Below are 22,540 nucleotides of genomic sequence, written 5' to 3'. Positions count from 1 at the left end.
TCGTCCCGGTCGACGGTCAGGTCATCGGCGAAGTGCCGGTCGCCAGTGGCGTCGGGCACGTACTTCACGGTGACAACGATCCTCAAGCTCACGCCGGCTCTCCTACTGCGTCGACATTTCTCTGCTGCCTACTTGCAGGCAGCATAGGCGCCCCAAGCGGCCGTTCCCGTTCGGGGCGACTCGCGCTCCGAGCGAAATATTACTCGTCAGTACACCCAGTTCATTCCCGCTAAGCAAGCGCTTTGAACTGTGACCTTTGCAACGCAGCGTAATCGGAAACCGACGGCTTCGCAGAACCGTGGGCAGCCGGTTCCGTCACATCGGTGCGGTGAGGTCAGTCACGCAGGCCGTTGAACCGGCCCTGGTGGTAAAGAAGCGGACGCCCTGGTCCCGTGGAGTCGCCGAGGACGACCTCGGCCAGCACGATGCGGTGATCGCCGGCCGGAACGCGTCCCACGACCCGGCAGACCGTCCAGGCGAGGACGTCGTCGAGGACGGGGACGCCTTCGGGGCCCTCGCCCCAGGCCGTGGGCGGAGCGAAGCGGTCGGCGCCGCTGCGGGCGAAGGTGGCGGCGAGCTCCTGCTGGTGCTCGCCGAGTACGTGGACGCCGACGTACTCCGTCGCGGCTATCGCCGGCCAGCTGGACGCACCGGTGCCGATGCCGAAGGAGAGCATCGGGGGATCCGCGGAGACGGACGCGACAGAGGTGGCGGTGAAGCCGACCGGGCCCGTCTCACCGCGGGCGGTGATCACTGCCACACCTGCCGCATGCCGCCGGAAGACGGAGCGGAGCAGGTCGGGAGAGGCGAGCCGAGGGGTACCGAGGCCGGACGTGGCCGTCATGGAGTTGTCCTTCTGCGAGGAGAGGCGTGGCGATCCGTGGGTGCTCAACAGCCCGGACAGCGCGCGCTCGCGGTGCGGGCCAGATCGACGTGAGCCCGTACGAAGAGAAGGAGTTCCTCAGGCATAAGGTCAGGCTGACGATAGGTGGTACGCGCAGTCAAGTGGGTTCCGGGATGTGGGAGATGACTCACCCTCGGCCTCACGGCCCCTCAGACCGCTTCGCCCAGCGCCGCGATCACGTCCGCCTTGCGCGGCTGCCCGGTGGCCCGCCGTACGACGTTCCCGTCGGCGTCGAGGACCAGCACGGTCGGCGTCTTGAGGATGTCGAACCGGCGTACCAGGTCCAGGTGGTCCTCGGCGTCGATCTCGACGTGGGTCACGCCCGGGACCATGCCGGCGACCTCGCCGAGCACGCGCCGGGTGGCCCGGCAGGGGGCACAGAAGGCGCTGGAGAACTGCACGAGAGTGGCGCGCTCGCCCAGCGCCGCGCCCAACTCGGCCGCTCCGAGCCGCTTTCCGTCATCGCGCCCGCGCACCCTTACTCTCCCGCTCCGCCGCCGCTGCAGCACTCCGTAGACACTCGCCGCCGCGAGCACCACCACGCACACCACCAGTCCGGTCATCACCCTCCTCAAGCGTTCACGAGACTGCAAAGATTCCCGCCCCCTGGGAGCGGGTCCGTTGCGGAATGCTTGATTCATGGACATCGATGTGAGGGGGCCGCGCTTCGGGGCGGCCGTGACGACCGTGGTGCTGGCTGCCGTCCTGGTCACCGGGAGCGCCTGGCTGCTGGCCTGGCAGACCCTGGCGTTCGCGCTCGGCGCGGCGGGCGGGGTGGGCCGTTCGCCTTACGGATGGCTGTTCCGCACAGTTGTACGGCCGCGGCTCGGATCGCCGACCGAGTTCGAGCCCCCGGAGCCGCCGCGGTTCGCCCAGGCGGTCGGGCTGCTCTTCGTGGGCCTCGGGCTGGTCGGGTACACGCTCGGGCCCGAATGGCTGGGGCTCGCCGCCACCGGAGCCGCGCTCGCGGCCGCTTTCCTGAACGCCGTCTTCGGCTACTGCCTGGGCTGCGAGGTGTTCCTGTTGCTGCGGCGAGTGACGGTGCGCGCCGAGTAAAGACGGCACAAAAGCCCGAGGTGGATCACGGGTCGACGTGACGAGGATCTCGCCGTTCCCAGGCACTTGGGCTTGGCCCTCGGCCGTTCTTGGGGCACGATCTGCGACAAGCCGTAAACCTACGGCTGCGTAACTTTTCCACTGGGAGCACTCCTTCCCAGGCAGAGAAGGAAGGGTCCACCCCGTCCATGGCAGAGCTTGTCTACCGTCCCGTCGTCGGTCTCGCCCAAGCGTTGTTCAAGGCGTGGGACCTCAAGATCGACTGCAAGGGATCGGAGAACATTCCGCGCTCGGGCGGCGCCGTGCTGGTGAGCAACCACATCAGCTACCTGGACTTCGTCTTCGACGGCCTGGCGGCGCTCCCGCAGAAGCGCCTCGTGCGCTTCATGGCGAAGGAGTCGGTGTTCCGGCACAAGATCTCCGGCCCGCTGATGCGGGGGATGAAGCACATCCCGGTGGACCGCAAGCAGGGTGAGGCGGCGTACGCCCACGCACTGCAGTCGCTGCGGTCCGGCGAGATCGTCGGGGTCTTCCCGGAGGCCACCATCTCGCAGTCGTTCACGCTGAAGAGCTTCAAGTCGGGTGCCGCGCGGATGGCCCAGGAGGCCGGCGTGCCGCTGATCCCGATGGCCGTGTGGGGCACACAGCGCCTGTGGACCAAGGGCCACCCGCGCAACTTCAAGCGCAGCCACACCCCGATCACCATCCGGGTCGGCGAAGCGATCGAGGCCTCCAAGGACAAGTACGCGGGCGCGATCACCCGCCAGCTGCGCGAGCGCGTCCAGGAGCTGCTGGAGGCCGCCCAGCGCGCCTACCCCGTACGCCCGAAGGACTCGGACGACACCTGGTGGATGCCGGCCCACCTCGGCGGCACGGCACCTACGCCGGAACAGGTGCGCGAGGCCGAAGCGCGCTGACGCCCGACCCGTTCAGCAAGTCGGGGGACGCACCGTGATGTGCGCTCCCGGGCTGAACTTGGCAAGCAGTTCCGCGAGTTTGGTGGCCGCCTGCTCGGCGTCGGCGACCGGCATCGGTGACAGGGTCTCCAGGAGGAAGATCCCGGAGACGGAGTCCTCGGTGAGCCTGGTCCGGGGGCCCTGGCGCCAGTTCCAGCGGCGGCAGGTCACGCCCGCGTCGTCGCGCCACACGACCTCGCCCGAGTCGGGGTGCTCGACGGCCTCCTCGCCACCCGCGACGGTCACGAAGTCCTCTTCGCCGGTGGCGCGCACCAGGCGCATACCGCCCTCGATGCGGTCGATGTCCTCGCCGCCGACGGGGACGAGGTGGGCGACGCTGATGGCGTTGTAGACGTCCACCAACAGGTTGATCCGGGGCAGTCCCGCCTCCGACAGTGCCCTTTTGGCCAGCGCCTCCGCCGAGTTGCGGGTCCGGGACGGCTTCGACCCGAACGCCGTGTAGACCTCGCGCCAGGCCGCCATGTGCGGGTCCTCGTGCGGAGCACGCCCGTCCAGGCGTACGGCGAGCCGGCGGGCCGCATCGTCGAGGAGCTCGGAACTCGCCTCGGTACTGGGTCCGTTGACCAGGCCGTGCGCCTCGACCGCCACATGGGTGAAGCCGGGTGCCAGGGTGCGCACCTCGTCGGAGACGGTCAGGGTGAGAGTCATGGTCCGCCTTGTCTCGGGGTTCACAGTGCGGTGGGCAGGTGCTGCCACAGATACGGCCGGTCAGGGGCGGCTTTGAGGGCATCGAGCACGGCCGGGTGCGGTGCAGCATACAGGACTGGGTAGTCCATCTCATTGGACGCCGGATCGGGTGCGAAGGCCAGCCGTTCGCCATCCAGCGAGAACTGGGCGTCCACGCCAGGCTTGTTGCCTCGCGGATCCTGCCGATGCCAGGCACCGTTGAACCGCACGGCGACCAAGCCGTGCACCACGTCGAACTTCTGGTAGCACAGCGCCGTCGGGATGTCCTCGGCCCGCAACAACGCGGCCAGCGCATGAGCCTTGGCGTAGCAGATGCCGGTGCCCTGCACCAGGACGTCGGAGGCGCGCCAGGTGACCCGGGGATCGCCGGAGTCCTGTGAGTGCGGGATGACATCGCGTACGAACTCGAACGCGGCCCGTGCATATTCATACGAGTCCTCCGCACCGCGGGCAAGCCTCGCAGCCGTCTCGCGAACGACTGGGCGGCGATGGTCGATCACCTCGTCAGCGGCCAAGTAGGCGGAGAAGTCGACGGTTTGCTGGATCATCTGCATGAGAGCAGAGCGTAAAGGGAGGCCGCGATCACCGTCAATCAACTTTCCGCGCAATGCATACATATACAGTCGGCGGAGCAAGCCACTTCCGCCCCCTGAGAACGGCCGAACATCGCCGCAACCAGGCCGGCGGGTACAACCCCTCCCCCGGGCCGCCCGTCTCGTCACCGACCGGTCATCAACAAGGGGGAGTTCATGAAGCATCGACTGCTCGGAGCCGCGGTCGCCGGCTGTGCCCTGGTCGCGGTCGGGGCCGGGCCCGTGCACGCCGCGTCCGATCAGCTGTGGATCAGCGTGCCGTCCGACACCGTGTTGCCGGGGGCCGACGCGGACGGCGCGGCGTCCGAGCGTGTCCTCGATGTCGGGGTCACCCACGACAACACCGAGAACGGGGTGCCGGCCGGCCAACTGACCGTGGACGCCGGCGAGATCGCCTCGTTCGCGCGAGTGTCGTGGCCCGCGAACTGCGTGCCCGAGTCGGCCCTCAAGGCGGTCTGTGACTTCCCCGAGATGCCGGTGGGGACCGACGGCGTGCCGGCGGCCCGGCTCGGACTGCGCGCACTGCCGGGCGCCGACGTCAGCGCGTCCGGGTACCTGCGCTACTCGGCCGCCGCCGGGGAGCTCACGGCGGTTCCGGCGGAGACCGGGATCACCCTGGGCGACGGCCCGGACCTCGGGCTCAGCCAGGCCGCGCACCAGCGGGACCTCACTCCCGGCACGAACACCCAGGTACGGGCGACGGTCGCCAACAACGGCAACCGCACCACGGACCGCACACTGCTGTCGATCTACTCGTCGTACGGCCTTCGGTTCAAGGAACGGCACTCCAACTGTGAGTACCGGGACCACCCCATCGGTACGTTCGCGCTGTGCGTGCTGGACGAGGCGGTGGCGCCGGGCGAGCGGTACGCCCTGACGACCGCCCTCCATGTCGGGCGGAACGCGCTGTACGAGCGGTTCGACCACTCCGTACTGCCGTACTCGGACGAGGCACTCGAAGAAGCCCGGGGCGGCGAGACGTGGACCCCGGGCACGGGCCACGAGCTGAACCTGCGCCCCGTGGCGGCGCAGCCGGCCACCGTCGGCGAAGAGGACCTGGATCTGTTGGACAACTACCGGACCGTCATCCTCGACGCCAGGAACACCGCCGACCTGAAGCTCACCGGCAGCAAGGTGCGCGGGGCCGCCGGGGACACCGTGACCGCGCGCGTCACCATTCACAACCGCGGCCCGGCATGGGTGGCGTCGCTGGGCGTGGGCGCGGCCGTCGCCACCGTGCGGTTCCAGGCGCCGGAGGGGACGACGGTGGTGGGCCTGCCGGAGGACTGCTCGACCCAGGAGCCGCCCGAGGAGGGCTCTCCCGTGACGGCCTACCTCTGCCGGACGCCGATCCACCTGCACGACAAGGCGTCCCACACCTTTGAGGTGCAGCTCCGGATCGACCAGGTGATACGCGGGGCACGCACCACCGTCGAAACCCTCAACGACGATCCGGAGCTGTCCATCAGGAAGTTCGACCCGAACCTGCGCAACAACAGCGCCGCGATCGTCGTCAACGGCTGATCGGTGCTGAAGGAGGAGAAGGCCTAGCGGGCCATCTCCTCCTTCAGCGCCGCCACGAACGCGTCCACGTCGTCCTCGGTGGTGTCGAACGCGCACATCCAGCGCACGACGCCCGCCGCCTCGTCCCAGAAGTAGAACCGGAACCTCTTCTGGAGGCGCTCGCTCACGTCGTGCGGGAGCTTGGCGAAGACGCCGTTGGCCTGCACGGGGTAGAGGATCTCGACGCCGTGCACGGCGCGGACGCCCTCGGCGAGGCGCTGGGCCATCTCGTTGGCGTGCCGGGCGTTGCGCAGCCAGAGGTCCTTGGCGAGCAGAGCCTCCAACTGCACCGACACGAAGCGCATCTTGGAGGCGAGCTGCATGGACAGCTTGCGCAGATGCTTCATGTGGCTGACGGCGTCCTGGTTGAGGACGACGACCGCCTCGCCGAACAGGGCGCCGTTCTTGGTGCCGCCGAGGGAGAGGATGTCGACGCCGACCGCGTTGGTGAACGTCCGCATGGGCACGTTCAGAGTGGCGGCCGCGTTGGCTATCCGGGAGCCGTCCAGGTGCACCTTCATGCCGTGCGCGTGGGCGTGCTCGCAGATCGCGCGGATCTCGTCCGGCGTGTAGAGAGTGCCCAGTTCGGTGCTCTGGGTGATCGAGACGACCTGGGGCATCGCCCGGTGCTCGTCCTCCCAGCCGTACGCCTGCTGGTCGATCAGCTCGGGGGTGAGCTTGCCGGCGGGCGTGGGCACGGTGAGCAGCTTGAGGCCGCCCATCCGCTCCGGCGCCCCGCCCTCGTCGACGTGGATGTGCGCGCTCTCGGCACAGATCACCGCACCCCAGCGGTCGGTGACCGCCTGGAGCGCGACGACGTTGGCGCCGGTGCCGTTGAACACCGGGAACGCCTCGGCGGTGGCGCCGAAGTGGCTGCGGACGATCCGCTGGAGGTTCTCGGTGTAGTCGTCCTCGCCGTATGCGACCTGGTGCCCGCCGTTGGCCAGGGACAGGGCGGCGAGCACCTCGGGGTGGGCACCGGCGTAGTTGTCACTGGCGAAGCCGCGGACGTCCGGGTCGTGGTGGCGACGGGCGTCGGTCTTCGGAGGGTTCACGGCTTCTCGGTCAGCCACAGGCGGTTTCCGTTCACTTCTGCGGCGGGCTTGTCCCAGACGCCGACGACGGCATCGGCCAGGTCCTTGACGTCCGTGAAGCCCGCGAACTTCGCGTTGGGGCGGTCGGCGCGCATCGCGTCGTGCACCAGCGCCTTCACCACCAGGATGGCAGCCGCGGACGTCGGCCCCTCGGGGCCCCCGGCCTTGCGGAAGGCGTCGGCCAGCGCGAGCGTCCAGGCCTCGGCGGCGGCCTTGGCGGCGGCGTACGAGGCGTTGCCCGCGCTCGGCTTCGAGGCGCCGGCGGCGCTGATCAGCACATACCGTCCGAGCTCGCTGCGCTGGAGTCCCTCGAAGAACGCCAGCGAGGTGTGCTGCACGGTGCGGATCAGCAGTAGTTCCAGGAAGTCCCAGTCGTCGAGACTCGTCTTGATGAAGGTCTCGCTGCCGCGCCAGCCGCCGACGAGATGGACCAGGCCGTCGACACGGCCGAAGTCCTTCTCGATGCGGTCCGCCCACGCGCGGGTGGCCTCACGGTCGAGCAGGTCGACCGTGTCCCCGACGACGGTGGCGCCGCCGTGCGCGTAGCTCGCCGCGTCCACGGCCTCGGCGAGCCGCTCCGGGTCGTTGTCCGAGCCGATGACGGTCGCGCCCGCCTCGGCCAGTCGCAGCAGCGCCGCCTGCCCGGCGGGTCCGCCCGCGCCGGCCACCGCGATCACTGCACCGCTGAGAGCTCCGTTCCCCGCCATCTTCTTCGCCTCCTGCTGAGCTGTGTTCTCGGTGCTGCGGTCGCTCACGCGGCGATCCGCTCGGCGCTGTCCGCCGTGATGCCCTTGGTGGAGGCGATCACGTTCTTGAGTTTCTTGGACAGGGCCTCATAGAACATGCTCAGCGGAAACTCGTCCGGAAGCACGTCATCGACGAGCTTGCGCGGCGGCAGGCTCAGATCGAGGGCGTCGGGACCCTTGGCCCACTTGGAGCCCGGGTGCGGGGAAAGGTACGCGGAAACGAGCTCGTAGCCCGCGAACCAGTGGACGAGCTTCGGGCGGTCGATGCCGTCGCGGTACAGCGTCTCGATCTCGGCGCACAGCTGGTTGGTGACCTGCGGGGCACGGTCCCAGTCGATGAACAGCTTGTTGTCCGTCCAGCGGACCACGTCGTGCTTGTGCAGGTAGGCGAAGAGCAGCTGGCCGCCGAGGCCGTCGTAGTTGCGCACCCGCTCGCCGGTGACCGGGAAGCGGAACATGCGGTCGAACAGCACGGCGTACTGCACGTCACGGGCCTGCGGGACGCCGTCGGCCTGCAGCTTCACGGCCTCCTTGAAGGCGGTGAGGTCACAGCGCAGCTCTTCCAGGCCGTACATCCAGAACGGCTGGCGCTGCTTGATCATGAACGGGTCGAACGGCAGGTCACCGTGGCTGTGGGTCCGGTCGTGGACCATGTCCCACAGGACGAAGGCCTCCTCGCAGCGCTTCTGGTCGTGGACCATCGCGGCGATGTCCTCGGGCAGGTCGAGGCCCAGGATGTCGACGGCGGCGTCGGTGACGCGGCGGAAGCGGGCGGCCTCGCGGTCGCAGAAGATGCCGCCCCAGGTGAAGCGCTCCGGGGCCTCGCGCACGGCGATCGTCTCGGGGAAGAGCACGGCGGAGTTGGTGTCGTAGCCCGCGGTGAAGTCCTCGAACTTGATGCCGCAGAACAGCGGGTTGTCGTAGCGGGTGCGCTCCAGCTGGGCCAGCCAGTCCGGCCAGACCATGCGCAGCACGACCGCTTCGAGGTTGCGGTCGGGGTTGCCGTTCTGCGTGTACATCGCGAAGACGACGAGGTGCTGGAGGCCGTCCGCGCGGCTCGCGGCCGGCTGGAAGGCCAGCAGCGAGTCGAGGAAGTCGGGCACCTGGAAGCCGGCCTCTGCCCAGCGGCGCAGGTCCTTCACGAGGGCCTCGTGGTAGGCGGCGTCGTGCGGAAGCAGCGGGGAGAGCTCCAGCACCGCGTCCACGACACGCCGTACAGCGGCCTCGGCGTCCGTGCGCTCGGGCGCGCCCTCGGCCTCGAAGTCGATCGACCCGTCCTTGGACTGCCATGGCCGGATCTGCTCCACGGCATCCTTGAGCACGGGCCACGCCGGGTGCTCCACCACCCTGGTCGCAGGAGGAACCTGCTCCTCCGTAGCCATCTGCACAAGAATTTCCGTCATGTCTCACCCTCCACGGGAGAACCTCGCGTATGAAGACCGTATACGCACGAGGTTCCTCCGAGCAAGTGAAGAGTCGGGAAATTATCCTGCGCACCCCCATGGTCACCGCAACTTTTGCTGTTTGTCATCCGGACAGCGCATACCCAGTCCCTGCGCGGGCATGTGCAGGGACGAACAGGTGGTCCGCGGCGGCAGGTCAATTCCTGCGGGACTCGCCCACGGCAGAGTGACCATGCGGAGGGCCGCGATCCAGGTGCGACATGTCCACTGCCGCAAACCCTGCGTACACGTGGGGTTCATCACGCGCCGGGGCCACTAGGCTGCGGATCTGCCGCGCGAACAGTCCGCTCCGGTTTGCGCGCACGCCGAGCCGCCGTCGACGGAAGCGAGTTGAACCTTGAACTTCCTTACCATCGGTCATCGCGGAGTCATGGGTGTCGAACCCGAGAACACCCTCCGTTCGTTCGTCGCCGCCCAGCAGGCCGGCCTCGACGTCATCGAACTCGATCTCCACCTGAGCAAGGACGGCGCCCTCGTCGTCATGCACGACACAGACGTGGACCGCACGACCGACGGCACCGGCGCGATCGCCGACAAGACCCTCGCCGAGCTGCGCGCCCTGGACGCGGGCCGCGGCGAGCGCGTCCCGGTCTTCGAAGAGGTCCTCGACGCCGTGAAGTCGCCGCTGCAGGCCGAGATCAAGGACGTCGCGGCGGCTCGGGCCCTCGCCGAGGTGATGACCAAGCGCGACCTGGTGGCCCGGGTCGAGGTGTCCTCGTTCCACGACGACGCCGTCGCCGAGATCGCCCGCCTCGTACCCGGCGTCCGGACTGCGCTGATCGCCAGCCGCTACGGCACCGACATCGTGGACCGTGCCGTCGAGGCCGGCGCGGCGACGGTCTGCCTCAACATCCGCCGGCTCACCCTGGAGGTCGTGGAACACGCCCGCAAGGCGGACCTCAGGATCATCGGCTGGGTGGTGAACACCCAGGACCATCTGCGCCTCGTACGGGCCCTTGAACTGGACGGCGCGACCACGGACTACCCGGAGATCAAGCGCACCGGCCGCTTCACGGCCTGAACGTCCACCGCATGAACGTCACGCCAGCCCCTTGACCAGCAGCTCGAACTGCAGGTCGGGGCGCTGTGGGATGCCGAAGCGCTCGTCGCCGTACGGGAACGGGGTCATCCGTCCCGTACGGCGGTAGCCACGCCGCTCGTACCAGGCGATCAGGTCGTTCCGTACGGAGATCACGTTCATGTGCATCTCGGTAACACCCCAGGTCGCGCGGGCCTGCCGCTCGGCCTCCGCGATGATCACCTTGCCGAGGCCGGTGCCCTGGAGTGCGGGGCTCACCGCGAACATCCCGAAGTAGGCGTGTTCGTCGCGGTGCTCCAGCTGGCAGCAGGCCACGAGCCGCCCGTCCCGCTCCACGGTGAGCAGCCGCCCTTCCGACGACTTGATGACCGCCAGCACGCCCTCCGGGTCGGTCCGCCGGCCTTCGAGGATGTCCGCCTCGGTCGTCCAACCGGCCCGGCTGGCGTCCCCGCGGTAGGCCGACTCGATCAGCGCCACCAGCGTGTCCACGTCGGCGTCGGTGGCGTCACGGAAGGTGAGTCCGCCGACGGCGGTCGCGGTGGGGTCCATGGGGTGCTTCTCCACTTCTCAGGCACGACTCGGGCACCGCTGAGGGTAACGCGCCGCTAGGATCCCGCTGCATGGTGCACGTACTGAGCGGACGGACCCTGCTTCACCCCACCGACCCCGAGCGGTCCCGTGTCTTCTACGGCGAGCAACTGGGCCTGGCCATCCACCGCGAGTTCGGAACGGGGCCGGAGCGCGGCACCGTCTACTTCCTCGGCGGCGGCTTCCTGGAGGTTTCCGGCCGTTCCGAGACCCTGCCGTCCCCGGCCGTCCGGCTGTGGCTGCAGGTCGAGGACCTGGCGGCGGCGCACGACGAGCTGCGGGGCAAGGGTGTCGAGATCGTCCGGCCGCCGGTGAAGGAGCCGTGGGGGCTCATCGAGATGTGGATCGCCGATCCGGACGGGACGCGGATCGTGCTGGTGGAGGTGCCCGCGGATCATCCGCTGCGGTACCGGCCCGGAATCTAGGGCCGGTGTTCCCAGCCTCGGTCGGTGCGGGTCAGCTCCCGGAAGCCGGCCGAGGTCAGGCGGTCGATGACCGTGTCGTCGGTGGCCCGTTCGTAGGCGAGGAGCCGGTCCACTCCGCACAGCCGCAGCCAGTCGGCTGCCGCACCGAGCAGCCGGTGTTCCAGGCCCTCGACGTACATCGTCGGGTCGGTGTGCAGGTTGCCGATGTCGGCGAGGCCCGTACCGCGCGCCTGGCGTTCGGGGCGGGACAGGGACGTGTCGACCTCGACGAAGCCGAGAGCGTGCCCGTCGGCGTACGCCGTGAAGCGCGTGCCGCACTCCCCCAGGGTGCGGTCGACGGTCTCGCCCGGCCGCGGCTCGTGGGCCGGCAGGTCGGCCACCTGCGCGATCAGGATCACCTCGGTGTCGCCGACGTGCCGGAATCCCGCGCGCTCGTACAGGGCGCGGATGTGCGGCCAGGGGCGGGGCAGACCGTAGACGGCCGGGGCGGGAAGCTCGCCGCTCGCGTACCGGGCGCGTACGTTCCAGCGGGCCAGCTGGGCCAGGCAGGCGTTCATCAGCAGGTCGGCGGCCTCGTCGGAGTCCGGCCAGAACGAGGCCGGCGGGCGGCACACGAACCAGTCGATCTCGCCGATGTCCCGGTAGCTGCCGCCCACCTCGTCGTCCGCCCGGTAGCGCAGCAGATGGGCGGCGGCCACGACGTGCCCGCGCTGCTCGGCGACCAGGGTCACGCGCCGGCCGACCCAGGGGTCGGTGATGAACTCGTCCGGTTGTCGCTCCAGAGCACTGAGCACCGTGTTCACCGAGACGGAGACGCCGGGGACGACCGCGGCGACATGTGTGTTGATCAGTTCGGTGAGCTGGTCGCGGTCGGCACGGCGAAAGGGGCGCACCTCGAGCGCGGGCATACGGGACCTCCGGTCGGAGAACGGTGCCGGGAGGCCGCCACGCGGTGCGGTACGGGGTCGAGGGTACGACGGTGGCGGCGCCGGGCTCCAGTGGAATTCCGCCGGATGGCCGGGGCCCTGGGAGAGGCTTAGCGTGCTGGAGGGGGCTCTCTGCGGGAGGAGCGCGCTGTGAAGCTCGACAAGCCGGTGACCGGCGGGCCCTGCTGGACCGAGCTCGGAACCAGCGACGTGGCCGCGGCAAAGGAGTTCTACGAGGCGTTGTTCGGCTGGCGCGCCGAGACCGATCCGCGTCAGGAGGCGGGCGGCTACACCGTCGCGCACCTCGGGGACGCGGCGGTTGCCGCGCTGACGCCGCTGTACCAGGAGGGGCAGCCGGTGGCGTGGAACGTGTCGTTCGCGGTGTTGGACGCGGACGCCGCCGCCGCGCAGGTGGCGGAGGCCGGCGGCACGGTGCTGGTCGGCCCGATGGACGTGTTCGACGTGGGCCGCTTCGCCGTGGCCGTGGACCCGACGGGTGCGGTCTTCCAGCTCTGGCAGGCCCGGTCGTTCCCCGGCGCGGGGCTGCTCAGCGCCCCCGGCGCGCTGGGCTGGGTGGAACTGCTGACCCGGGCCCCCGAGCGGGCCGTGGAGTTCTACACGACGGTGTTCGGCTGGAGCGTCAACGCCTCGGAGCACTACACGCAGTGGGGCATCGACGGCGACGACTTCGGCGGCATGCTGACGATGGACGACAAGTTCCCGCACGAGGTGCCCGCGCACTGGCTGCCGTACTTCGCCGTGGTGGACGTGGACGGCAAGGCGGCGGAGGCGACCGAGGCGGGAGGCAGCGTTCTCATGGAACCCACCTCCGTCCCCGACGGCCCGCGGATCGCCGTACTGCGGGACCCCCAGGGAGCGGTGTTCGGCGTGTACCGCGCGGCCGACGAGAAGTGAGGCGACCGGCGAGCGTTGACACCGCCCGCGCTCGGGTCAGCCGCGCAGCGCCCCCAGCTGCCCCTCCAGCCGGCCCAGCAACTCACTGAGCAGAGCCGCCAGTTCGTCCTGCCCCTGCGGGTCCACGCCGGACAGTACGGCCGTCTCGTACGCGAGTTGTTCGGGCAGGATGCCGTCGACCAGGTCGCGGCCCGTGTCGGTGAGGCGGACATGGGCGACACGACGGTCGCGGGTGTCGCCGCGGCGCTCCACCAGTCCGCGCTCGGTCAGCTGCTTGAGGCGCTTGGTGACGGCGGCGCCCGAGGAGAAGGTCTCCCGGGCGAGTTCGCTGGGGGTCAGTTCGTGACCCGTGCGGCGCAGCGCGCCGAGCAGGTCGAACTCGGGGCGGCTGAGGCCCGCCCGGCGCAGGGGGGCGTCCTCGGCCTGCTGGAGGAGGGCGGCACAGCGGTTGATGCGGCCGATGATCTCCATCGGGGCGGTGTCGAGGTCGGGGTGGACGCTCTGCCACTGCCGGACCACGGCGGCCACCGTGTCCCGTCTCGTCCCGGTCGGCCCGCCGTTCATCGCCGTCATGGCCGTACGCCCTCCGTCGTGTCGCCTGTGCGCTGGTCCGGGCGCGGTCCCTGGCTACGCCCCGTGGCCGCGAGCGTACGGGGTCCGCTCCGCTCGGCGCGCACGACCCGCTGCCACCGCCGGTCCGGTACGGCCACCGCGGCGACGAGGCCGACCAGTGCGCCGACCAAGGTGTCCACGACCCGCTCGGTGATCAGTCGCCCGGGCTGCTGGAACCCGGCGAACTCGGTGATGAGCAGTGCCATCGGGGTCACGCAGACGCTGCCGAGCCAGTAGTTGCGGCTGATCAGCGCCTCGGCGCCGAAGTTGAGGGCGAGGCAGCACAGGACGAGGGCGACCTCGCCGGTGTGGGCGAGCGGGACGAGCGCGGCGAAGAGGAGGACGCCCAGCAGGTTGCCGATGACGCGCTGGACGCCGCGGCCCCAGGTGAGGGTGAGGTTGGCCTGGTACAGGCACGCCGCGGTGACCAGGGCCCAGTAGGGGCGCCCGATCCCCAGGGCGAGCGAGGCGTATCCGGCGAGGGCGCAGCCGAGGGCGGTGCGTACGGCGAGCGGGGTCAGGGGGGCGAGGCGGCGCCACAACGGGGCAGTGGGCGAGGCGAGTTCGGCCCCGATGCCGGTGAGGTCGTCGAGCTCCGGCACGGGCCGGTTGCCGCGCACCCGCCGGGCCCAGGTGCGCAGCGGCACAGGGTCGGCGTCGGCAGGGGCGGCGAGGGCGATCTCGGCGCGGACGACCAGGCGTTCGAGGGCGCGGCGCGTGCCACCGGCGCGGCCAGGACGGCCCCCGGAGTGCAGCGCCTGACGGGCGGCGTGCACGGCGGCGGCAGCGGCGGCGTGGGCGCGGGTGCGGTGGTCGTCCGCGCTGCTCGGGCTGCTCGTCGTGCCTGTCCCCCCGGTGCCGCCCGTCTGAACGTACGCGGCAGCCGCGTGCAGGGCCGCCGCGGTGGCCCGGCGCTCCGGGCCGTGCGGACGCAGCAGGCCGGGTGCCATGCCGACGAACCAGGCCCAGGCGGCGGCCGTGGCGGCAAGACCGAGATGGCCGGGAATCCGGTCGAGGGACTGCGGGGCGAACAGGGCGGCGGAGCTGATGAAGGTGAGCACCACGTTGCCCGGCGGACCGACGCGGGTCGCGTCGCACAGCACCTTCTGCACGGCGGCCAGCACCGCCCCCACGGTGACCAGCACGACGGCACTGGTGGTGAGCGAGGCAGCGACCAGCGCCGTGGCCAGGCCGCCGAGCATGCCGAGCGCGACCCATGCCAGGACGCGGGCCCGGGCGGCGTAGGGGCGGTTGTGGGCATAGAGAGCGCACAGGGATCCGGCCATCGTGTACATCGCCAGGTCCAGCCGGCCGAGGAGCAGCAGGGCGACGTTGGGCGGGGCGACGGCGACGACCACGCTCAGGGCGGGCTTGAACCAGATGTCCGACGGCCGGCCGAGACGCATCACGCCGACGAGCGGATGGCGACTGCTCATGCCCATCACCAGTTTCATGTCCATCACCTTAGCAAGTGTTTTACTGGTAAAGGACATAACTGATGTGGGACGTGTCATACGCGACGACCTGCGATGACCCGCCGTGCTCCGCCCAATGCTCCCCGCGTACACCCTTGCGCTCGCATGCGCGCCGGACGTCCGGGGCATCGACGGACTGTCCGACACCGTCGAGCGGGAGGTGCGCGTGCACGGACCGGCTTCGCACGGCTGGCTGCTGGTCGCGCTGTGCGCGGCGACCGGCGCCTACTGTCTGCTGCGGATGCGCAGCCATGTCGAGGAGCAGCGTCGGGCCGCGGGCGGCGAGGCGCTGATGGGCTTCGGGATGGCCGCGATGGCGGTGCCTGCCGCGGTGTTCACGCCGCCGCCGTGGGCCTGGCCCCTCTACGCGGCCGTGTTCGGTACCGCGGCCCTGCAGGCCCTGTGGTCGGCACGGGCGCACGCCCACCATCTGCACCACCTGGTGGGGGCGTCGGCCATGGTCTACATGGCGGTCGCGATGGCCGCCTCACCCGGCCGGCACGGCGGGCACGGCGATTTCGGCATCCCGCTCCTGACGGGCATTCTGCTGCTGTACTTCACGGGCTACGTGCTGCTGTCCGGCGTCCGGTTGGTGCCCGTGGCCGTCGTCGCCGGTGGCGGGGGCGGGGGCGGAGGGGTCGGATGGGGCGACCGGCCGGAGCTGGCGCGCGCGTGCCGACTGTCGATGGGGATCGCCATGGTGGCGATGCTGCTGGCTTTCTGAAAGCCACTGATTCCCTGAAGTGCCGCCGTATCTCGGGCAGTGGCGCGTCCGTGGTCTGTGTCACTTGCCGCTGCGGTCCGTACCCCTGAGTGGTGCGGCGCTCATAGGGTGCTGCCCATGATGGTCCCCGCGGCACTGTTGCTGCTCGGCGCCCTGACCGCCGTTCTCGCCCCTCGGATGCTCGCCCGGGCGGACTGGCCGGACCGTGAACCGGTGGTCGCGCTGTGGGTGTGGCAGTGCGTCGTTGCGGCCGTTCTCCTGTGCTGCGCCCTGTCGATGACGCTCAGTGCGGCGGCCGCGTGGCAGGCGGTGCGCGGCCATGTGTTCGCCCCGGCGCCGAGTGCCGTGGTGGAGGCGTACGCGCTCGGGGTGGGCGGTCCATGGGCGGCGACAACCGCGGTGACGCTCGCGTGCGGTGGGCTGTGGACCGTGGCGATGCTGGTGCGCGAGGTCGCACGCGCGCGTGCCCGGCGTCGGCGGCGACGGACCGAACTCCTCGTGCGCGCCCCGCTGTTGCCCGGCGAGGCGACCGGGAACGACCGCCTGATGATCCTGGAGGGCGAGCGTTCGGACGCCTGGTGGCTGCCCGGTGCGGCGCCCCGGCTCGTCGTCACCACCGCCGCGCTGCGCCGCCTGAAGGGGCGGCAACTGGACGCCGTCCTCGCCCATGAGCAGGGGCACGCGCAGGCCCGGCACGACTGGCTGCTGCACTGCTCGGGTGCGCTGGCGGGCGGGTTTCCGCAGGTGCCGGTGTTCGCCGCGTTCCGCGACGAGATGCACCGGCTGGTCGAACTCGCCGCCGACGACATGGCATCCCGGCGCTTCGGCCGGCTGACGACGGCCCTCGCACTGGTCGAACTCAATGAGGACCGGGGCGTGTTCGGCCCCACCCCGACCGATCGGGCGCAGGTGCCGCAGCGGGTGCACCGGCTGCTGACTCCCCCGGACCGGCTCACGGCCGGCCGGCGGCTCCGGCTGACAGCGGCTGCCGCGCTGGTGCCGGTGGTACCGGTACTGGTGGCGTTCGTGCCGGGATTGCGCGCGCTGGGATAGCCGGGGCGGCTGACGGGTACCCGGATCCGTCCGGGGGTAGGCCCCCGGGGCCCACCCGGTACGGACCGGGGCGGCCCGGTACTCCTGTGGCGGGCGTCGCAAATGCATCCCCTGCATTGGCCTCTCGCCCCATCCGTCGGCGAGGATCGCACCATGCACACCCAGTCCGTCGAATCCCCGCCCCGCCCGCCGGCCGAGCGCAGGACCGCCGGCTGGGCCGGCGCCCTGGCCGTGGGCTCCACGCTGCTGCTCGCCCTGGTCGCGCTGCGGTGGCACCCGCTGATGAGCATCGACAGCGACGTCGCGCGGACGACGCACCGCTGGGCGGTCGACGAGAGCGGCGTCACCCACGCGTTCCGCATCCTGACGGACTGGGTCTGGGATCCGTGGACGATGCGCCTGCTGACGTTCGCGGTCGCCATCTGGCTGGTGTGGCGCAGAGCCGCGCGCTGGACGGCCGTATGGCTGGTGGTCACCTGTGCGGTCGCCACGCTGGTCCAGCAGGCCCTCAAGGCCCTGGTCGACCGCCCGCGCCCCGTCTGGCCCGACCCCGTCGACTCGGCCCACTACGCCGCCTATCCCTCCGGCCACGCCATGACGACCACGGTGGTCTGCGGTCTTCTGCTGTGGCTCGTGCACCGCTACGGTGCCGACCGCGCCTTGTGGCGTACGGCCGTCGCCGTGGCCGTGATCTCCGTGGCCGGCGTCGGGCTGACCCGGATCTGGCTGGGCGTCCACTGGGCCACGGACGTCGTCGGCGGCTGGCTGCTGGGTGCGCTGGTCGTGGTGCTGGCAGTGCGGGTGCACAAGCGATGGCAGGTGTGAGGGCACCGGAGCCGGAACGCTCCTACGGCTATGTGGGGCCGCCCGAGTTGTACGCCACCGTCCGGCCGGATTCCGAGGGCCGGGTCGTGCGCTCGGCCGCCGACCTGGGTGCCTGGCTGGCGGAGTGCTCACCGGCCGAGCGGGCCGAACCCTTCACGTACGTCGTCGGCACGGACCGCCGGCTGCGGCTCGCCGCCCGCCGGAGCGAGCACGTGGCGTGCGCCGGGGGCAGGGACGTCCTGGCCGCCGGTGAGATGCTCTTCGAGCCCGGCGCGGGCTGCAGGGCCGCCGTGGAGATCAGCAACCAGTCCACCGGCTACTGCCCCGACCTCGACTCCTGGACGGCGGTCGCCCGGGCGCTGGATTGGGCCGGCGTCGGGCATCCCGGCGGGTTCACGCACGCGGTGGTGTTCCGGCGCTGCGAGGAGTGCGGCGAACGCGCCATCGTGCGCGAGGACGACTTCGTCTGTGTGTTCTGTGGCGGCACTCTTCCCGAGCAGTGGAACCTGGCCCCGTAGGATCCGCCCCATGACCGCAGTACTGTTCGATTTCCCCGGAACCCTCTTCCGTGTCGAGTCCACCGAGTCCTGGCTGCGCGGAGCGCTCACCGAGGCCCGGATGGAGCTCGCCGAGGAGGAGTTGACCGAGACCGCGCAGGCGTTGGAGGCCATGGGCGCCCTGCCGGGCGGGGTCGATCCGTCCTGGCTGCCCGAGGACGTCGCGAGTGTCTGGGGGGTGCGGGACAAGAGCGGGGAACTGCACCGGGCGGCCTACACCGCGCTGTCCCGGCATGTCCCGCTCCCCGACGACCGGTTGCACGACCTGCTCTACGACCGCCACATGGCACCGGCCGCGTGGGGCCCGTACCCGGATGCCGCCGACGTACTGCGGGCGCTGCGTGAGCACGGCGTCGGCGTCGGAGTGGTGAGCAACATCGGCTGGGATCTGCGGCCGGTGTTCCGGGAGCACGGTCTCGATCCGTACGTCGACACGTACGTGCTGTCGTACGAGCACGGCATCCAGAAGCCCGACCCCCGCCTGTTCGAGGCGGCCTGCGCGGCGCTGGACGCCGATCCGCGCGACGTCGTCATGGTCGGCGACAACCGGCGGGCCGACGGTGGTGCGGCGGCGCTGGGCTGCGCGGTGCACTTCGTGGACCATCTGCCGGCATACCGACGCCCGGACGCGCTGCGGCCGGTGCTGGATCTCGTGGGGGCGGCCCCGCGTGCGAACGGCAACGACCCGCAGCGGGACAAGTAGCCTCCGGCCACCATCCCGAGACGCACGTCGGCCTCGGACGATCCCCCGCGTCGCCCGAGGCAGACGGCAACCCCGACCAGGCCCTGTACGGGCCGGACCGGACGCGTTGAGTATAGTTGGTTGGCAGCCAGTCAACGCAGGAGTCCAGCATGTCCCCGCGCAGCGCGTCGGTCAATGAAGAGTTGCGGCGGCGTTCCCGGGAGCGGCTTCTGCAGGCGGCGGTGGAGCTGGTGAGCGAGCGCGGTTACGACGCCACCACACTGGGTGACATCGCGGACCGGGCGGGCTCGGCGCGTGGCCTGGTGTCGTACTACTTCCCCGGCAAGCGCCAACTGGTGCAGTCCGCCGTGCACCGGCTGATGCACCGCACGCTGGAGGAGGCCCTGGAGCGTGAGCCGCACACCGAGGACGGGCGGGAGCGGATGGCCAGGGCCGTCGACGCGATCCTGGGCCTGGCCCGGGACCGGCCCGTGCTGATGCGCCAGCACATGGCGGGAATCCTGCAGGCCGAGGGCTTCGTGCAGTGCCCGGAGCAGCGGCGGCTGGCCGAACTGCTGCGGGACACCTGCGTACGGTACGGCTCACCGGACGCGGACTCCGACTACCCGATGCTGCGCGCGCTGCTCATGGGCGCCGTCTACGCGGCGTTGGTGCCCGGGGTGCCGATGCCCGTGCCGGTGCTGCGGGCCGAGTTGTTCAAGCGTTACGGGCTGGACCGGGGGCTGGGAGTCCCGCCGGGCTCGGGGGCCGTGCCCGGCGGGACGTGCGACACGGATCTGTCGCGGTTCTTCGCGACCGGGTCCGCACCCGGCTGCCCTGAGGGTCAGTCGAAGTAGTCCGGCTGAGTCTGGACGTTGAGTTCGCGCATGTGCACCCAGCGGGCCGGGGCCGTGCGCCGGTCGTCGATCTTCAGGACGTCGAAGCCCCGGGCGTACTCGTTGGAGTAGATGTAGCCGTTGTAGTAGTAAGCCGACCACGAGCCGCCCGACTTGATCGTGTCCGTGGTCAGCGGGCCGCGGTCGAAGTAGGCGATCTCCTTCGGGCGGTCCGAGTCGGTGAACTCCCAGACGGAGACGCCGCCCTGGTACCAGGCCTGGACCATGATGTCGCGCCCCTTGACCGGGATCAGCGAGCCGTTGTGGGCGACGCAGTTCTCGGTGTCCGCCTGGTGGCGGGGGATCTTGAAGTAGCTGCGGAAGACGAGCTTGCGCTTGTCGCCCTTGCCGACGATGTCGTAGATGCCGTCGGCGCCGCGGTCCGGGCCGATCTCCGCGTTGCAGGTGGCCGCGCTGCCGCCGCCCAACTCGTCGGTGAAGACGACCTTGTTCGCCTTCTGGTTGAAGGTCGCCGAGTGCCAGAACGCGAAGTTCACGTCGTCCCGGACCTGGTCGATGACCTTCGGGCGCTCCGGGTCCTTGATGGACAGCAGGATGCCGTCGCCCATGCAGGCGCCGGCGGCCAGGTCCTTCGAGGGCAGCACCGTGATGTCGTGGCAGCCGGTGGTCTTGCGGGCGCCGCCGGGCGGACCGGGGTTGCCGCCACCGTCCGGACCCTCACCGGGGAAGAGCACCGGGAAGTCGACGACCGCCGCCTTCTCGGGTGCATGGCGCGGCACCTTGATGATGGAGATGCCGTCGTGCGGCGGCTGGCAGTCGGGGTAGCCGGCGTCGGGCGAGTACGAGGAGACGTAGACGTAGACGTTCCTGCGCTCGGGCACCAGCGTGTGGGTGTGGGAGCCGCAGGCGGTCTCGACGGCGGCGATGTACTTGGGGTTCCTCTTGTCGCTGATGTCGAAGACCTTCATGCCCTCCCACGAGGACTTCTCGGTCACGGGCTGGGTGGTGCTGTTGCAACTGCTGTCGCTGCGCGAGGAGTCGGTGGACAGGAACAGCAGGTCACCGGAGACGGAGACGTCGTTCTGCGAGCCGGGGCACAGAACCTGGGCGATGGCCCTGGGGGCCCTCGGATTGCTGATGTCGAAGACGTTGAAGCCGTCGTAGTTGCCGGCGAAGGCGTATCTGCCCTGGAAGGCGATGTCCGAGTTGGTGCCCAGCAGCGCGTCCTTGGGGACGTGGGCCAGGTGCTGGATGTTGTCGGAGTGGACGATCTCGTGCTGGCCGGGTATCTCGCCGTCCGCGAGCGCCTCGCGCACCTCGGCCCGGGTGCTCTCGGAGACCTCCTTTTCGGCGACGGGGCCGTCCCCGGGGTCGGGGGTCGCGCCGGCCGGTTGCGCGGTGAGCAACGCGGCCAGGAGCCCGGCGGCGGCAGCGGCACCTGCCAGGCGTCTGCGTCGCGTTCGGGGATTGCTGAACAGGATCACTGTTTTCCTCCCTTGTGCCGTTCGCACTGGAACGGTTCACGCACGCCCGAGTATCGTCTTCATCATGCACATTTCAAGAGCGGGCAATAGACATGTAACGAAAGCGCCTTGCAGCCGGGCGCGCTTCGCTACGGCCTCCCTGGCCGCCCTGAGCGTGCTCGTGCTCGGCGGCTGCGACTCCGATTCCGACGCCGAGTCGGCCCCGCGGAGCGGCCCTTCGGTGATCGTGCCCGGCAAGCCCGGGGAGTCGAACCGGGTGCTGTCCGCCGAGGAGGCGGCACGGCAGCGCGCCGAGGACGACTCCCCCAACTCGGCGGACGTCTCCTACGCGCGGATGATGATCGAGCACCACACCCAGGCCCTGGAGATGACCGAACTCGCCCCGGAGCGGGCCGAGTCGGCGCAGGTCAGGAAACTGGCCGAGCGCATCGGCGCCGCGCAGGGCCCGGAGGTCACCGCCATGAAGGGCTGGCTGAAGAACCACGGCAAGGCCGAGAAGAGCGACGGCCACGAGCACGGAGCCATGCCCGGCATGGCGACCGAGGCACAGCTGGAGAAGCTGCGGGCGGCACAGGGGAAGGCGTTCGACCAGCTCTTCCTGACGCTGATGATCACCCATCACGACGGGGCGGTCACCATGGCCACCGATGTGAAGGGGCAGGGCAACAACATCCAGATCGAGGAGATGGCCGACGAGGTGGTGGCTCAGCAGACGAGCGAGGTCACGCGGATGCGGGAAATGCTCTGACGACGGCTCCGGTCGTCGCCACGTCCGCCACCGCGGCCGCCACCGTGGCCGCGCTCAGCGGCGGGCCCGGCGCCGGGTCAGGAAGCCGGCGTCGCGTGCCTGTCCGATCAGCCTGAGCGACTTCCGGCGGTCCTGCCCCGTCGCACGCATCACCGCGAGGACGGGATCGACGCCCTGCTCCTGGGCCGCACGGTACTTCTGCGCCACCAGCCACTGCCCCTCGACGCCCCGGGGCCAGGCCGGCACGACCAGACCGGACCCGGCGTCCTCGCCGTCCGCCCCGGGCCCGGCCCCGACCCCGCACGCCTCGGACAGCGGCGCCTCGATCCAGTCGGCGAGCGCCGTGAGGTCGTCGAGGGACAGCGCCGGCTCGGCCCGTACGTCCTCGATGGAGACGCACCCCTCGCACACCACGGCGAGCGCGTCGACCCGGGCGCCGTCGCCGAACTCCAGCCGGACCCCGAACCACGCAGTGGCCCCGGTGTCATCCCGCACGGCCCACGCGGGCCACACGGACACGGCACCGTCCGTCGCACGGCGATCGGAA

At 70.7% G+C, this 22,540-nt stretch carries 26 protein-coding genes and 1 pseudogene; 13 read left to right on the top strand and 14 right to left on the bottom strand.

What is annotated here, in order from left to right:
- The 3 genes and pseudogenes from ACZ7L5_RS35310 to ACZ7L5_RS35300 all read right to left on the bottom strand — a co-directional run.
- Window positions 1-92: pseudogene (locus tag ACZ7L5_RS35310) on the bottom strand (electron transfer flavoprotein subunit beta); the annotation flags it as partial.
- Window positions 93-334: 242 nt separating this feature from the next.
- Window positions 335-844, bottom strand: coding sequence for a flavin reductase family protein (locus ACZ7L5_RS35305; RefSeq protein WP_471522080.1), 510 nt, complete (start codon window positions 842-844; stop codon window positions 335-337).
- A 209-nt stretch (window positions 845-1,053) separates the two neighbouring features.
- Window positions 1,054-1,467: a TlpA family protein disulfide reductase gene (locus ACZ7L5_RS35300; RefSeq protein WP_328883404.1), complete on the bottom strand. Its 414-nt coding sequence runs from the start codon at window positions 1,465-1,467 to the stop codon at window positions 1,054-1,056.
- Between the two features lie 76 nt (window positions 1,468-1,543).
- On the opposite strand from ACZ7L5_RS35300, the gene ACZ7L5_RS35295 reads away from it, so the two are divergent.
- Window positions 1,544-1,960: a DUF4395 domain-containing protein gene (locus ACZ7L5_RS35295; protein ID WP_471522078.1), complete on the top strand. Its 417-nt coding sequence runs from the start codon at window positions 1,544-1,546 to the stop codon at window positions 1,958-1,960.
- Window positions 1,961-2,148: 188 nt separating this feature from the next.
- Entirely contained in the window at window positions 2,149-2,877 is a 729-nt protein-coding gene (locus tag ACZ7L5_RS35290) for a lysophospholipid acyltransferase family protein (protein WP_328883402.1), read from the top strand.
- Window positions 2,878-2,889: 12 nt separating this feature from the next.
- Here ACZ7L5_RS35290 and ACZ7L5_RS35285 read toward each other — a convergent pair whose 3' ends face one another.
- Together ACZ7L5_RS35285 and ACZ7L5_RS35280 are read right to left on the bottom strand one after the other, a co-directional pair.
- Window positions 2,890-3,585: a B3/B4 domain-containing protein gene (locus ACZ7L5_RS35285; RefSeq protein ID WP_471522076.1), complete on the bottom strand. Its 696-nt coding sequence runs from the start codon at window positions 3,583-3,585 to the stop codon at window positions 2,890-2,892.
- Window positions 3,586-3,605: 20 nt separating this feature from the next.
- Entirely contained in the window at window positions 3,606-4,178 is a 573-nt protein-coding gene (locus ACZ7L5_RS35280; protein WP_471522074.1) for a transglutaminase domain-containing protein, read from the bottom strand.
- A 195-nt stretch (window positions 4,179-4,373) separates the two neighbouring features.
- On the opposite strand from ACZ7L5_RS35280, the gene ACZ7L5_RS35275 reads away from it, so the two are divergent.
- The gene (locus ACZ7L5_RS35275; RefSeq protein WP_471522072.1) at window positions 4,374-5,741 is read left to right on the top strand and encodes a hypothetical protein; all 1,368 of its coding nucleotides are present in this window, start codon (window positions 4,374-4,376) and stop codon (window positions 5,739-5,741) included.
- A 23-nt stretch (window positions 5,742-5,764) separates the two neighbouring features.
- On the opposite strand, the gene ACZ7L5_RS35270 is transcribed toward ACZ7L5_RS35275, so the two are convergent.
- Genes ACZ7L5_RS35270 through ACZ7L5_RS35260 form a run of 3 tightly spaced genes read right to left on the bottom strand, consistent with a single transcriptional unit; the run spans window position 5,765 to window position 9,023 of the window.
- Window positions 5,765-6,835 carry a threonine aldolase family protein gene (locus ACZ7L5_RS35270; RefSeq protein WP_471522070.1) on the bottom strand — a complete coding sequence of 357 codons (1,071 nt, stop codon included), beginning with the start codon at window positions 6,833-6,835 and terminating at the stop codon, window positions 5,765-5,767.
- Window positions 6,832-7,581 carry an SDR family NAD(P)-dependent oxidoreductase gene (locus ACZ7L5_RS35265; protein WP_328884567.1) on the bottom strand — a complete coding sequence of 250 codons (750 nt, stop codon included), beginning with the start codon at window positions 7,579-7,581 and terminating at the stop codon, window positions 6,832-6,834. Before ACZ7L5_RS35265 ends, ACZ7L5_RS35270 begins: the two co-directional genes overlap by 4 nt.
- Window positions 7,582-7,625: 44 nt before the next feature.
- Window positions 7,626-9,023 (bottom strand): DUF6421 family protein, encoded by a 1,398-nt coding sequence (locus tag ACZ7L5_RS35260; RefSeq protein ID WP_471522068.1) that lies wholly within the window; start codon window positions 9,021-9,023, stop codon window positions 7,626-7,628.
- A gap of 397 nt (window positions 9,024-9,420) precedes the next feature.
- On the opposite strand from ACZ7L5_RS35260, the gene ACZ7L5_RS35255 reads away from it, so the two are divergent.
- A complete protein-coding gene (locus tag ACZ7L5_RS35255) occupies window positions 9,421-10,104 on the top strand; it encodes a glycerophosphodiester phosphodiesterase (protein ID WP_328883396.1) in 684 nt (227 codons plus the stop codon).
- Between the two features lie 18 nt (window positions 10,105-10,122).
- Here ACZ7L5_RS35255 and ACZ7L5_RS35250 read toward each other — a convergent pair whose 3' ends face one another.
- Entirely contained in the window at window positions 10,123-10,671 is a 549-nt protein-coding gene (locus ACZ7L5_RS35250) for a GNAT family N-acetyltransferase (RefSeq protein WP_471522066.1), read from the bottom strand.
- Between the two features lie 71 nt (window positions 10,672-10,742).
- Here ACZ7L5_RS35250 and ACZ7L5_RS35245 point away from each other — a divergent pair, with 71 nt between their 5' ends.
- Window positions 10,743-11,135 carry a VOC family protein gene (locus tag ACZ7L5_RS35245; RefSeq protein WP_471522064.1) on the top strand — a complete coding sequence of 131 codons (393 nt, stop codon included), beginning with the start codon at window positions 10,743-10,745 and terminating at the stop codon, window positions 11,133-11,135.
- Here the strand turns inward: ACZ7L5_RS35245 and ACZ7L5_RS35240 are convergent.
- Window positions 11,132-12,043: a GNAT family N-acetyltransferase gene (locus ACZ7L5_RS35240; protein ID WP_471522062.1), complete on the bottom strand. Its 912-nt coding sequence runs from the start codon at window positions 12,041-12,043 to the stop codon at window positions 11,132-11,134. The genes ACZ7L5_RS35245 and ACZ7L5_RS35240 overlap by 4 nt on opposite strands.
- A 168-nt stretch (window positions 12,044-12,211) precedes the next feature.
- Here ACZ7L5_RS35240 and ACZ7L5_RS35235 point away from each other — a divergent pair, with 168 nt between their 5' ends.
- Window positions 12,212-12,976, top strand: a complete 765-nt coding sequence (locus tag ACZ7L5_RS35235; RefSeq protein ID WP_471522060.1) for a VOC family protein — start codon at window positions 12,212-12,214, stop codon at window positions 12,974-12,976.
- Between the two features lie 36 nt (window positions 12,977-13,012).
- On the opposite strand, the gene ACZ7L5_RS35230 is transcribed toward ACZ7L5_RS35235, so the two are convergent.
- Both ACZ7L5_RS35230 and ACZ7L5_RS35225 read right to left on the bottom strand, forming a co-directional pair.
- Window positions 13,013-13,549 (bottom strand): MarR family winged helix-turn-helix transcriptional regulator, encoded by a 537-nt coding sequence (locus ACZ7L5_RS35230; RefSeq protein WP_328883392.1) that lies wholly within the window; start codon window positions 13,547-13,549, stop codon window positions 13,013-13,015.
- Window positions 13,546-15,042, bottom strand: a complete 1,497-nt coding sequence (locus ACZ7L5_RS35225) for an FUSC family protein (protein WP_471522058.1) — start codon at window positions 15,040-15,042, stop codon at window positions 13,546-13,548. The genes ACZ7L5_RS35230 and ACZ7L5_RS35225 overlap by 4 nt, the downstream gene beginning before the upstream one ends.
- 187 nt (window positions 15,043-15,229) lie before the next feature.
- Between ACZ7L5_RS35225 and ACZ7L5_RS35220 the strand changes: the two genes are divergently transcribed.
- The 6 genes from ACZ7L5_RS35220 to ACZ7L5_RS35195 all read left to right on the top strand — a co-directional run bounded on the left by ACZ7L5_RS35220 (window position 15,230) and on the right by ACZ7L5_RS35195 (window position 19,761).
- Window positions 15,230-15,787: a DUF5134 domain-containing protein gene (locus tag ACZ7L5_RS35220; RefSeq protein ID WP_471522121.1), complete on the top strand. Its 558-nt coding sequence runs from the start codon at window positions 15,230-15,232 to the stop codon at window positions 15,785-15,787.
- 117 nt (window positions 15,788-15,904) lie between these two features.
- Complete coding sequence (locus ACZ7L5_RS35215) at window positions 15,905-16,840, top strand: M56 family metallopeptidase (RefSeq protein ID WP_471522057.1); 936 nt, start codon at window positions 15,905-15,907, stop codon at window positions 16,838-16,840.
- A 153-nt stretch (window positions 16,841-16,993) separates the two neighbouring features.
- Window positions 16,994-17,665 carry a phosphatase PAP2 family protein gene (locus tag ACZ7L5_RS35210; RefSeq protein WP_471522055.1) on the top strand — a complete coding sequence of 224 codons (672 nt, stop codon included), beginning with the start codon at window positions 16,994-16,996 and terminating at the stop codon, window positions 17,663-17,665.
- A complete protein-coding gene (locus tag ACZ7L5_RS35205; RefSeq protein WP_471522054.1) occupies window positions 17,653-18,183 on the top strand; it encodes a hypothetical protein in 531 nt (176 codons plus the stop codon). Before ACZ7L5_RS35210 ends, ACZ7L5_RS35205 begins: the two co-directional genes overlap by 13 nt.
- Before the next feature lie 10 nt (window positions 18,184-18,193).
- Complete coding sequence (locus tag ACZ7L5_RS35200; RefSeq protein WP_471522052.1) at window positions 18,194-18,925, top strand: HAD family hydrolase; 732 nt, start codon at window positions 18,194-18,196, stop codon at window positions 18,923-18,925.
- Window positions 18,926-19,074: 149 nt separating this feature from the next.
- The gene (locus ACZ7L5_RS35195; protein WP_471522050.1) at window positions 19,075-19,761 is read left to right on the top strand and encodes a TetR/AcrR family transcriptional regulator; all 687 of its coding nucleotides are present in this window, start codon (window positions 19,075-19,077) and stop codon (window positions 19,759-19,761) included.
- Here ACZ7L5_RS35195 and ACZ7L5_RS35190 read toward each other — a convergent pair.
- On the bottom strand, window positions 19,749-21,245 hold the full coding sequence (locus tag ACZ7L5_RS35190) for an LVIVD repeat-containing protein (protein WP_471522049.1): 1,497 nt from the start codon (window positions 21,243-21,245) through the stop codon (window positions 19,749-19,751). The genes ACZ7L5_RS35195 and ACZ7L5_RS35190 overlap by 13 nt on opposite strands.
- 64 nt (window positions 21,246-21,309) lie before the next feature.
- On the opposite strand from ACZ7L5_RS35190, the gene ACZ7L5_RS35185 reads away from it, so the two are divergent.
- Window positions 21,310-21,993: a DUF305 domain-containing protein gene (locus ACZ7L5_RS35185; RefSeq protein ID WP_471522047.1), complete on the top strand. Its 684-nt coding sequence runs from the start codon at window positions 21,310-21,312 to the stop codon at window positions 21,991-21,993.
- Window positions 21,994-22,047: 54 nt separating this feature from the next.
- Here the strand turns inward: ACZ7L5_RS35185 and ACZ7L5_RS35180 are convergent, their stop codons facing one another.
- On the bottom strand, window positions 22,048-22,512 hold the full coding sequence (locus ACZ7L5_RS35180; protein ID WP_362379240.1) for a DUF6214 family protein: 465 nt from the start codon (window positions 22,510-22,512) through the stop codon (window positions 22,048-22,050).
- Between the last annotated feature and the right edge of the window lie 28 nt (window positions 22,513-22,540).

It is taken from the genome of Streptomyces sp. NPDC107528 (assembly GCF_055639295.1).
Note: the sequence above shows the minus strand (reverse complement) of the source record. Positions and strands in the feature narration are given on the sequence as shown.

What these genes read in the sequence shown, in the direction of transcription:
- ACZ7L5_RS35215 (WP_471522057.1), top strand. Translation starts at nt 15,905, where the DNA reads ATGATGGTCCCCGCGGCACTGTTGCTGCTCGGCGCCCTGACCGCCGTT.
- ACZ7L5_RS35205 (WP_471522054.1), top strand. Translation starts at nt 17,653, where the DNA reads ATGGCAGGTGTGAGGGCACCGGAGCCGGAACGCTCCTACGGCTATGTG.
- ACZ7L5_RS35185 (WP_471522047.1), top strand. Translation starts at nt 21,310, where the DNA reads ATGCACATTTCAAGAGCGGGCAATAGACATGTAACGAAAGCGCCTTGC.
- ACZ7L5_RS35250 (WP_471522066.1), bottom strand. Translation starts at nt 10,671, where the DNA reads ATGGACCCCACCGCGACCGCCGTCGGCGGACTCACCTTCCGTGACGCC.
- ACZ7L5_RS35210 (WP_471522055.1), top strand. Translation starts at nt 16,994, where the DNA reads ATGCACACCCAGTCCGTCGAATCCCCGCCCCGCCCGCCGGCCGAGCGC.
- ACZ7L5_RS35290 (WP_328883402.1), top strand. Translation starts at nt 2,149, where the DNA reads ATGGCAGAGCTTGTCTACCGTCCCGTCGTCGGTCTCGCCCAAGCGTTG.
- ACZ7L5_RS35240 (WP_471522062.1), bottom strand. Translation starts at nt 12,043, where the DNA reads ATGCCCGCGCTCGAGGTGCGCCCCTTTCGCCGTGCCGACCGCGACCAG.
- ACZ7L5_RS35265 (WP_328884567.1), bottom strand. Translation starts at nt 7,581, where the DNA reads ATGGCGGGGAACGGAGCTCTCAGCGGTGCAGTGATCGCGGTGGCCGGC.
- ACZ7L5_RS35300 (WP_328883404.1), bottom strand. Translation starts at nt 1,467, where the DNA reads ATGACCGGACTGGTGGTGTGCGTGGTGGTGCTCGCGGCGGCGAGTGTC.
- ACZ7L5_RS35245 (WP_471522064.1), top strand. Translation starts at nt 10,743, where the DNA reads ATGGTGCACGTACTGAGCGGACGGACCCTGCTTCACCCCACCGACCCC.
- ACZ7L5_RS35305 (WP_471522080.1), bottom strand. Translation starts at nt 844, where the DNA reads ATGACGGCCACGTCCGGCCTCGGTACCCCTCGGCTCGCCTCTCCCGAC.
- ACZ7L5_RS35295 (WP_471522078.1), top strand. Translation starts at nt 1,544, where the DNA reads ATGGACATCGATGTGAGGGGGCCGCGCTTCGGGGCGGCCGTGACGACC.
- ACZ7L5_RS35230 (WP_328883392.1), bottom strand. Translation starts at nt 13,549, where the DNA reads ATGACGGCGATGAACGGCGGGCCGACCGGGACGAGACGGGACACGGTG.
- ACZ7L5_RS35260 (WP_471522068.1), bottom strand. Translation starts at nt 9,023, where the DNA reads ATGACGGAAATTCTTGTGCAGATGGCTACGGAGGAGCAGGTTCCTCCT.
- ACZ7L5_RS35280 (WP_471522074.1), bottom strand. Translation starts at nt 4,178, where the DNA reads ATGCAGATGATCCAGCAAACCGTCGACTTCTCCGCCTACTTGGCCGCT.
- ACZ7L5_RS35195 (WP_471522050.1), top strand. Translation starts at nt 19,075, where the DNA reads ATGTCCCCGCGCAGCGCGTCGGTCAATGAAGAGTTGCGGCGGCGTTCC.
- ACZ7L5_RS35285 (WP_471522076.1), bottom strand. Translation starts at nt 3,585, where the DNA reads ATGACTCTCACCCTGACCGTCTCCGACGAGGTGCGCACCCTGGCACCC.
- ACZ7L5_RS35275 (WP_471522072.1), top strand. Translation starts at nt 4,374, where the DNA reads ATGAAGCATCGACTGCTCGGAGCCGCGGTCGCCGGCTGTGCCCTGGTC.
- ACZ7L5_RS35200 (WP_471522052.1), top strand. Translation starts at nt 18,194, where the DNA reads ATGACCGCAGTACTGTTCGATTTCCCCGGAACCCTCTTCCGTGTCGAG.
- ACZ7L5_RS35225 (WP_471522058.1), bottom strand. Translation starts at nt 15,042, where the DNA reads ATGAAACTGGTGATGGGCATGAGCAGTCGCCATCCGCTCGTCGGCGTG.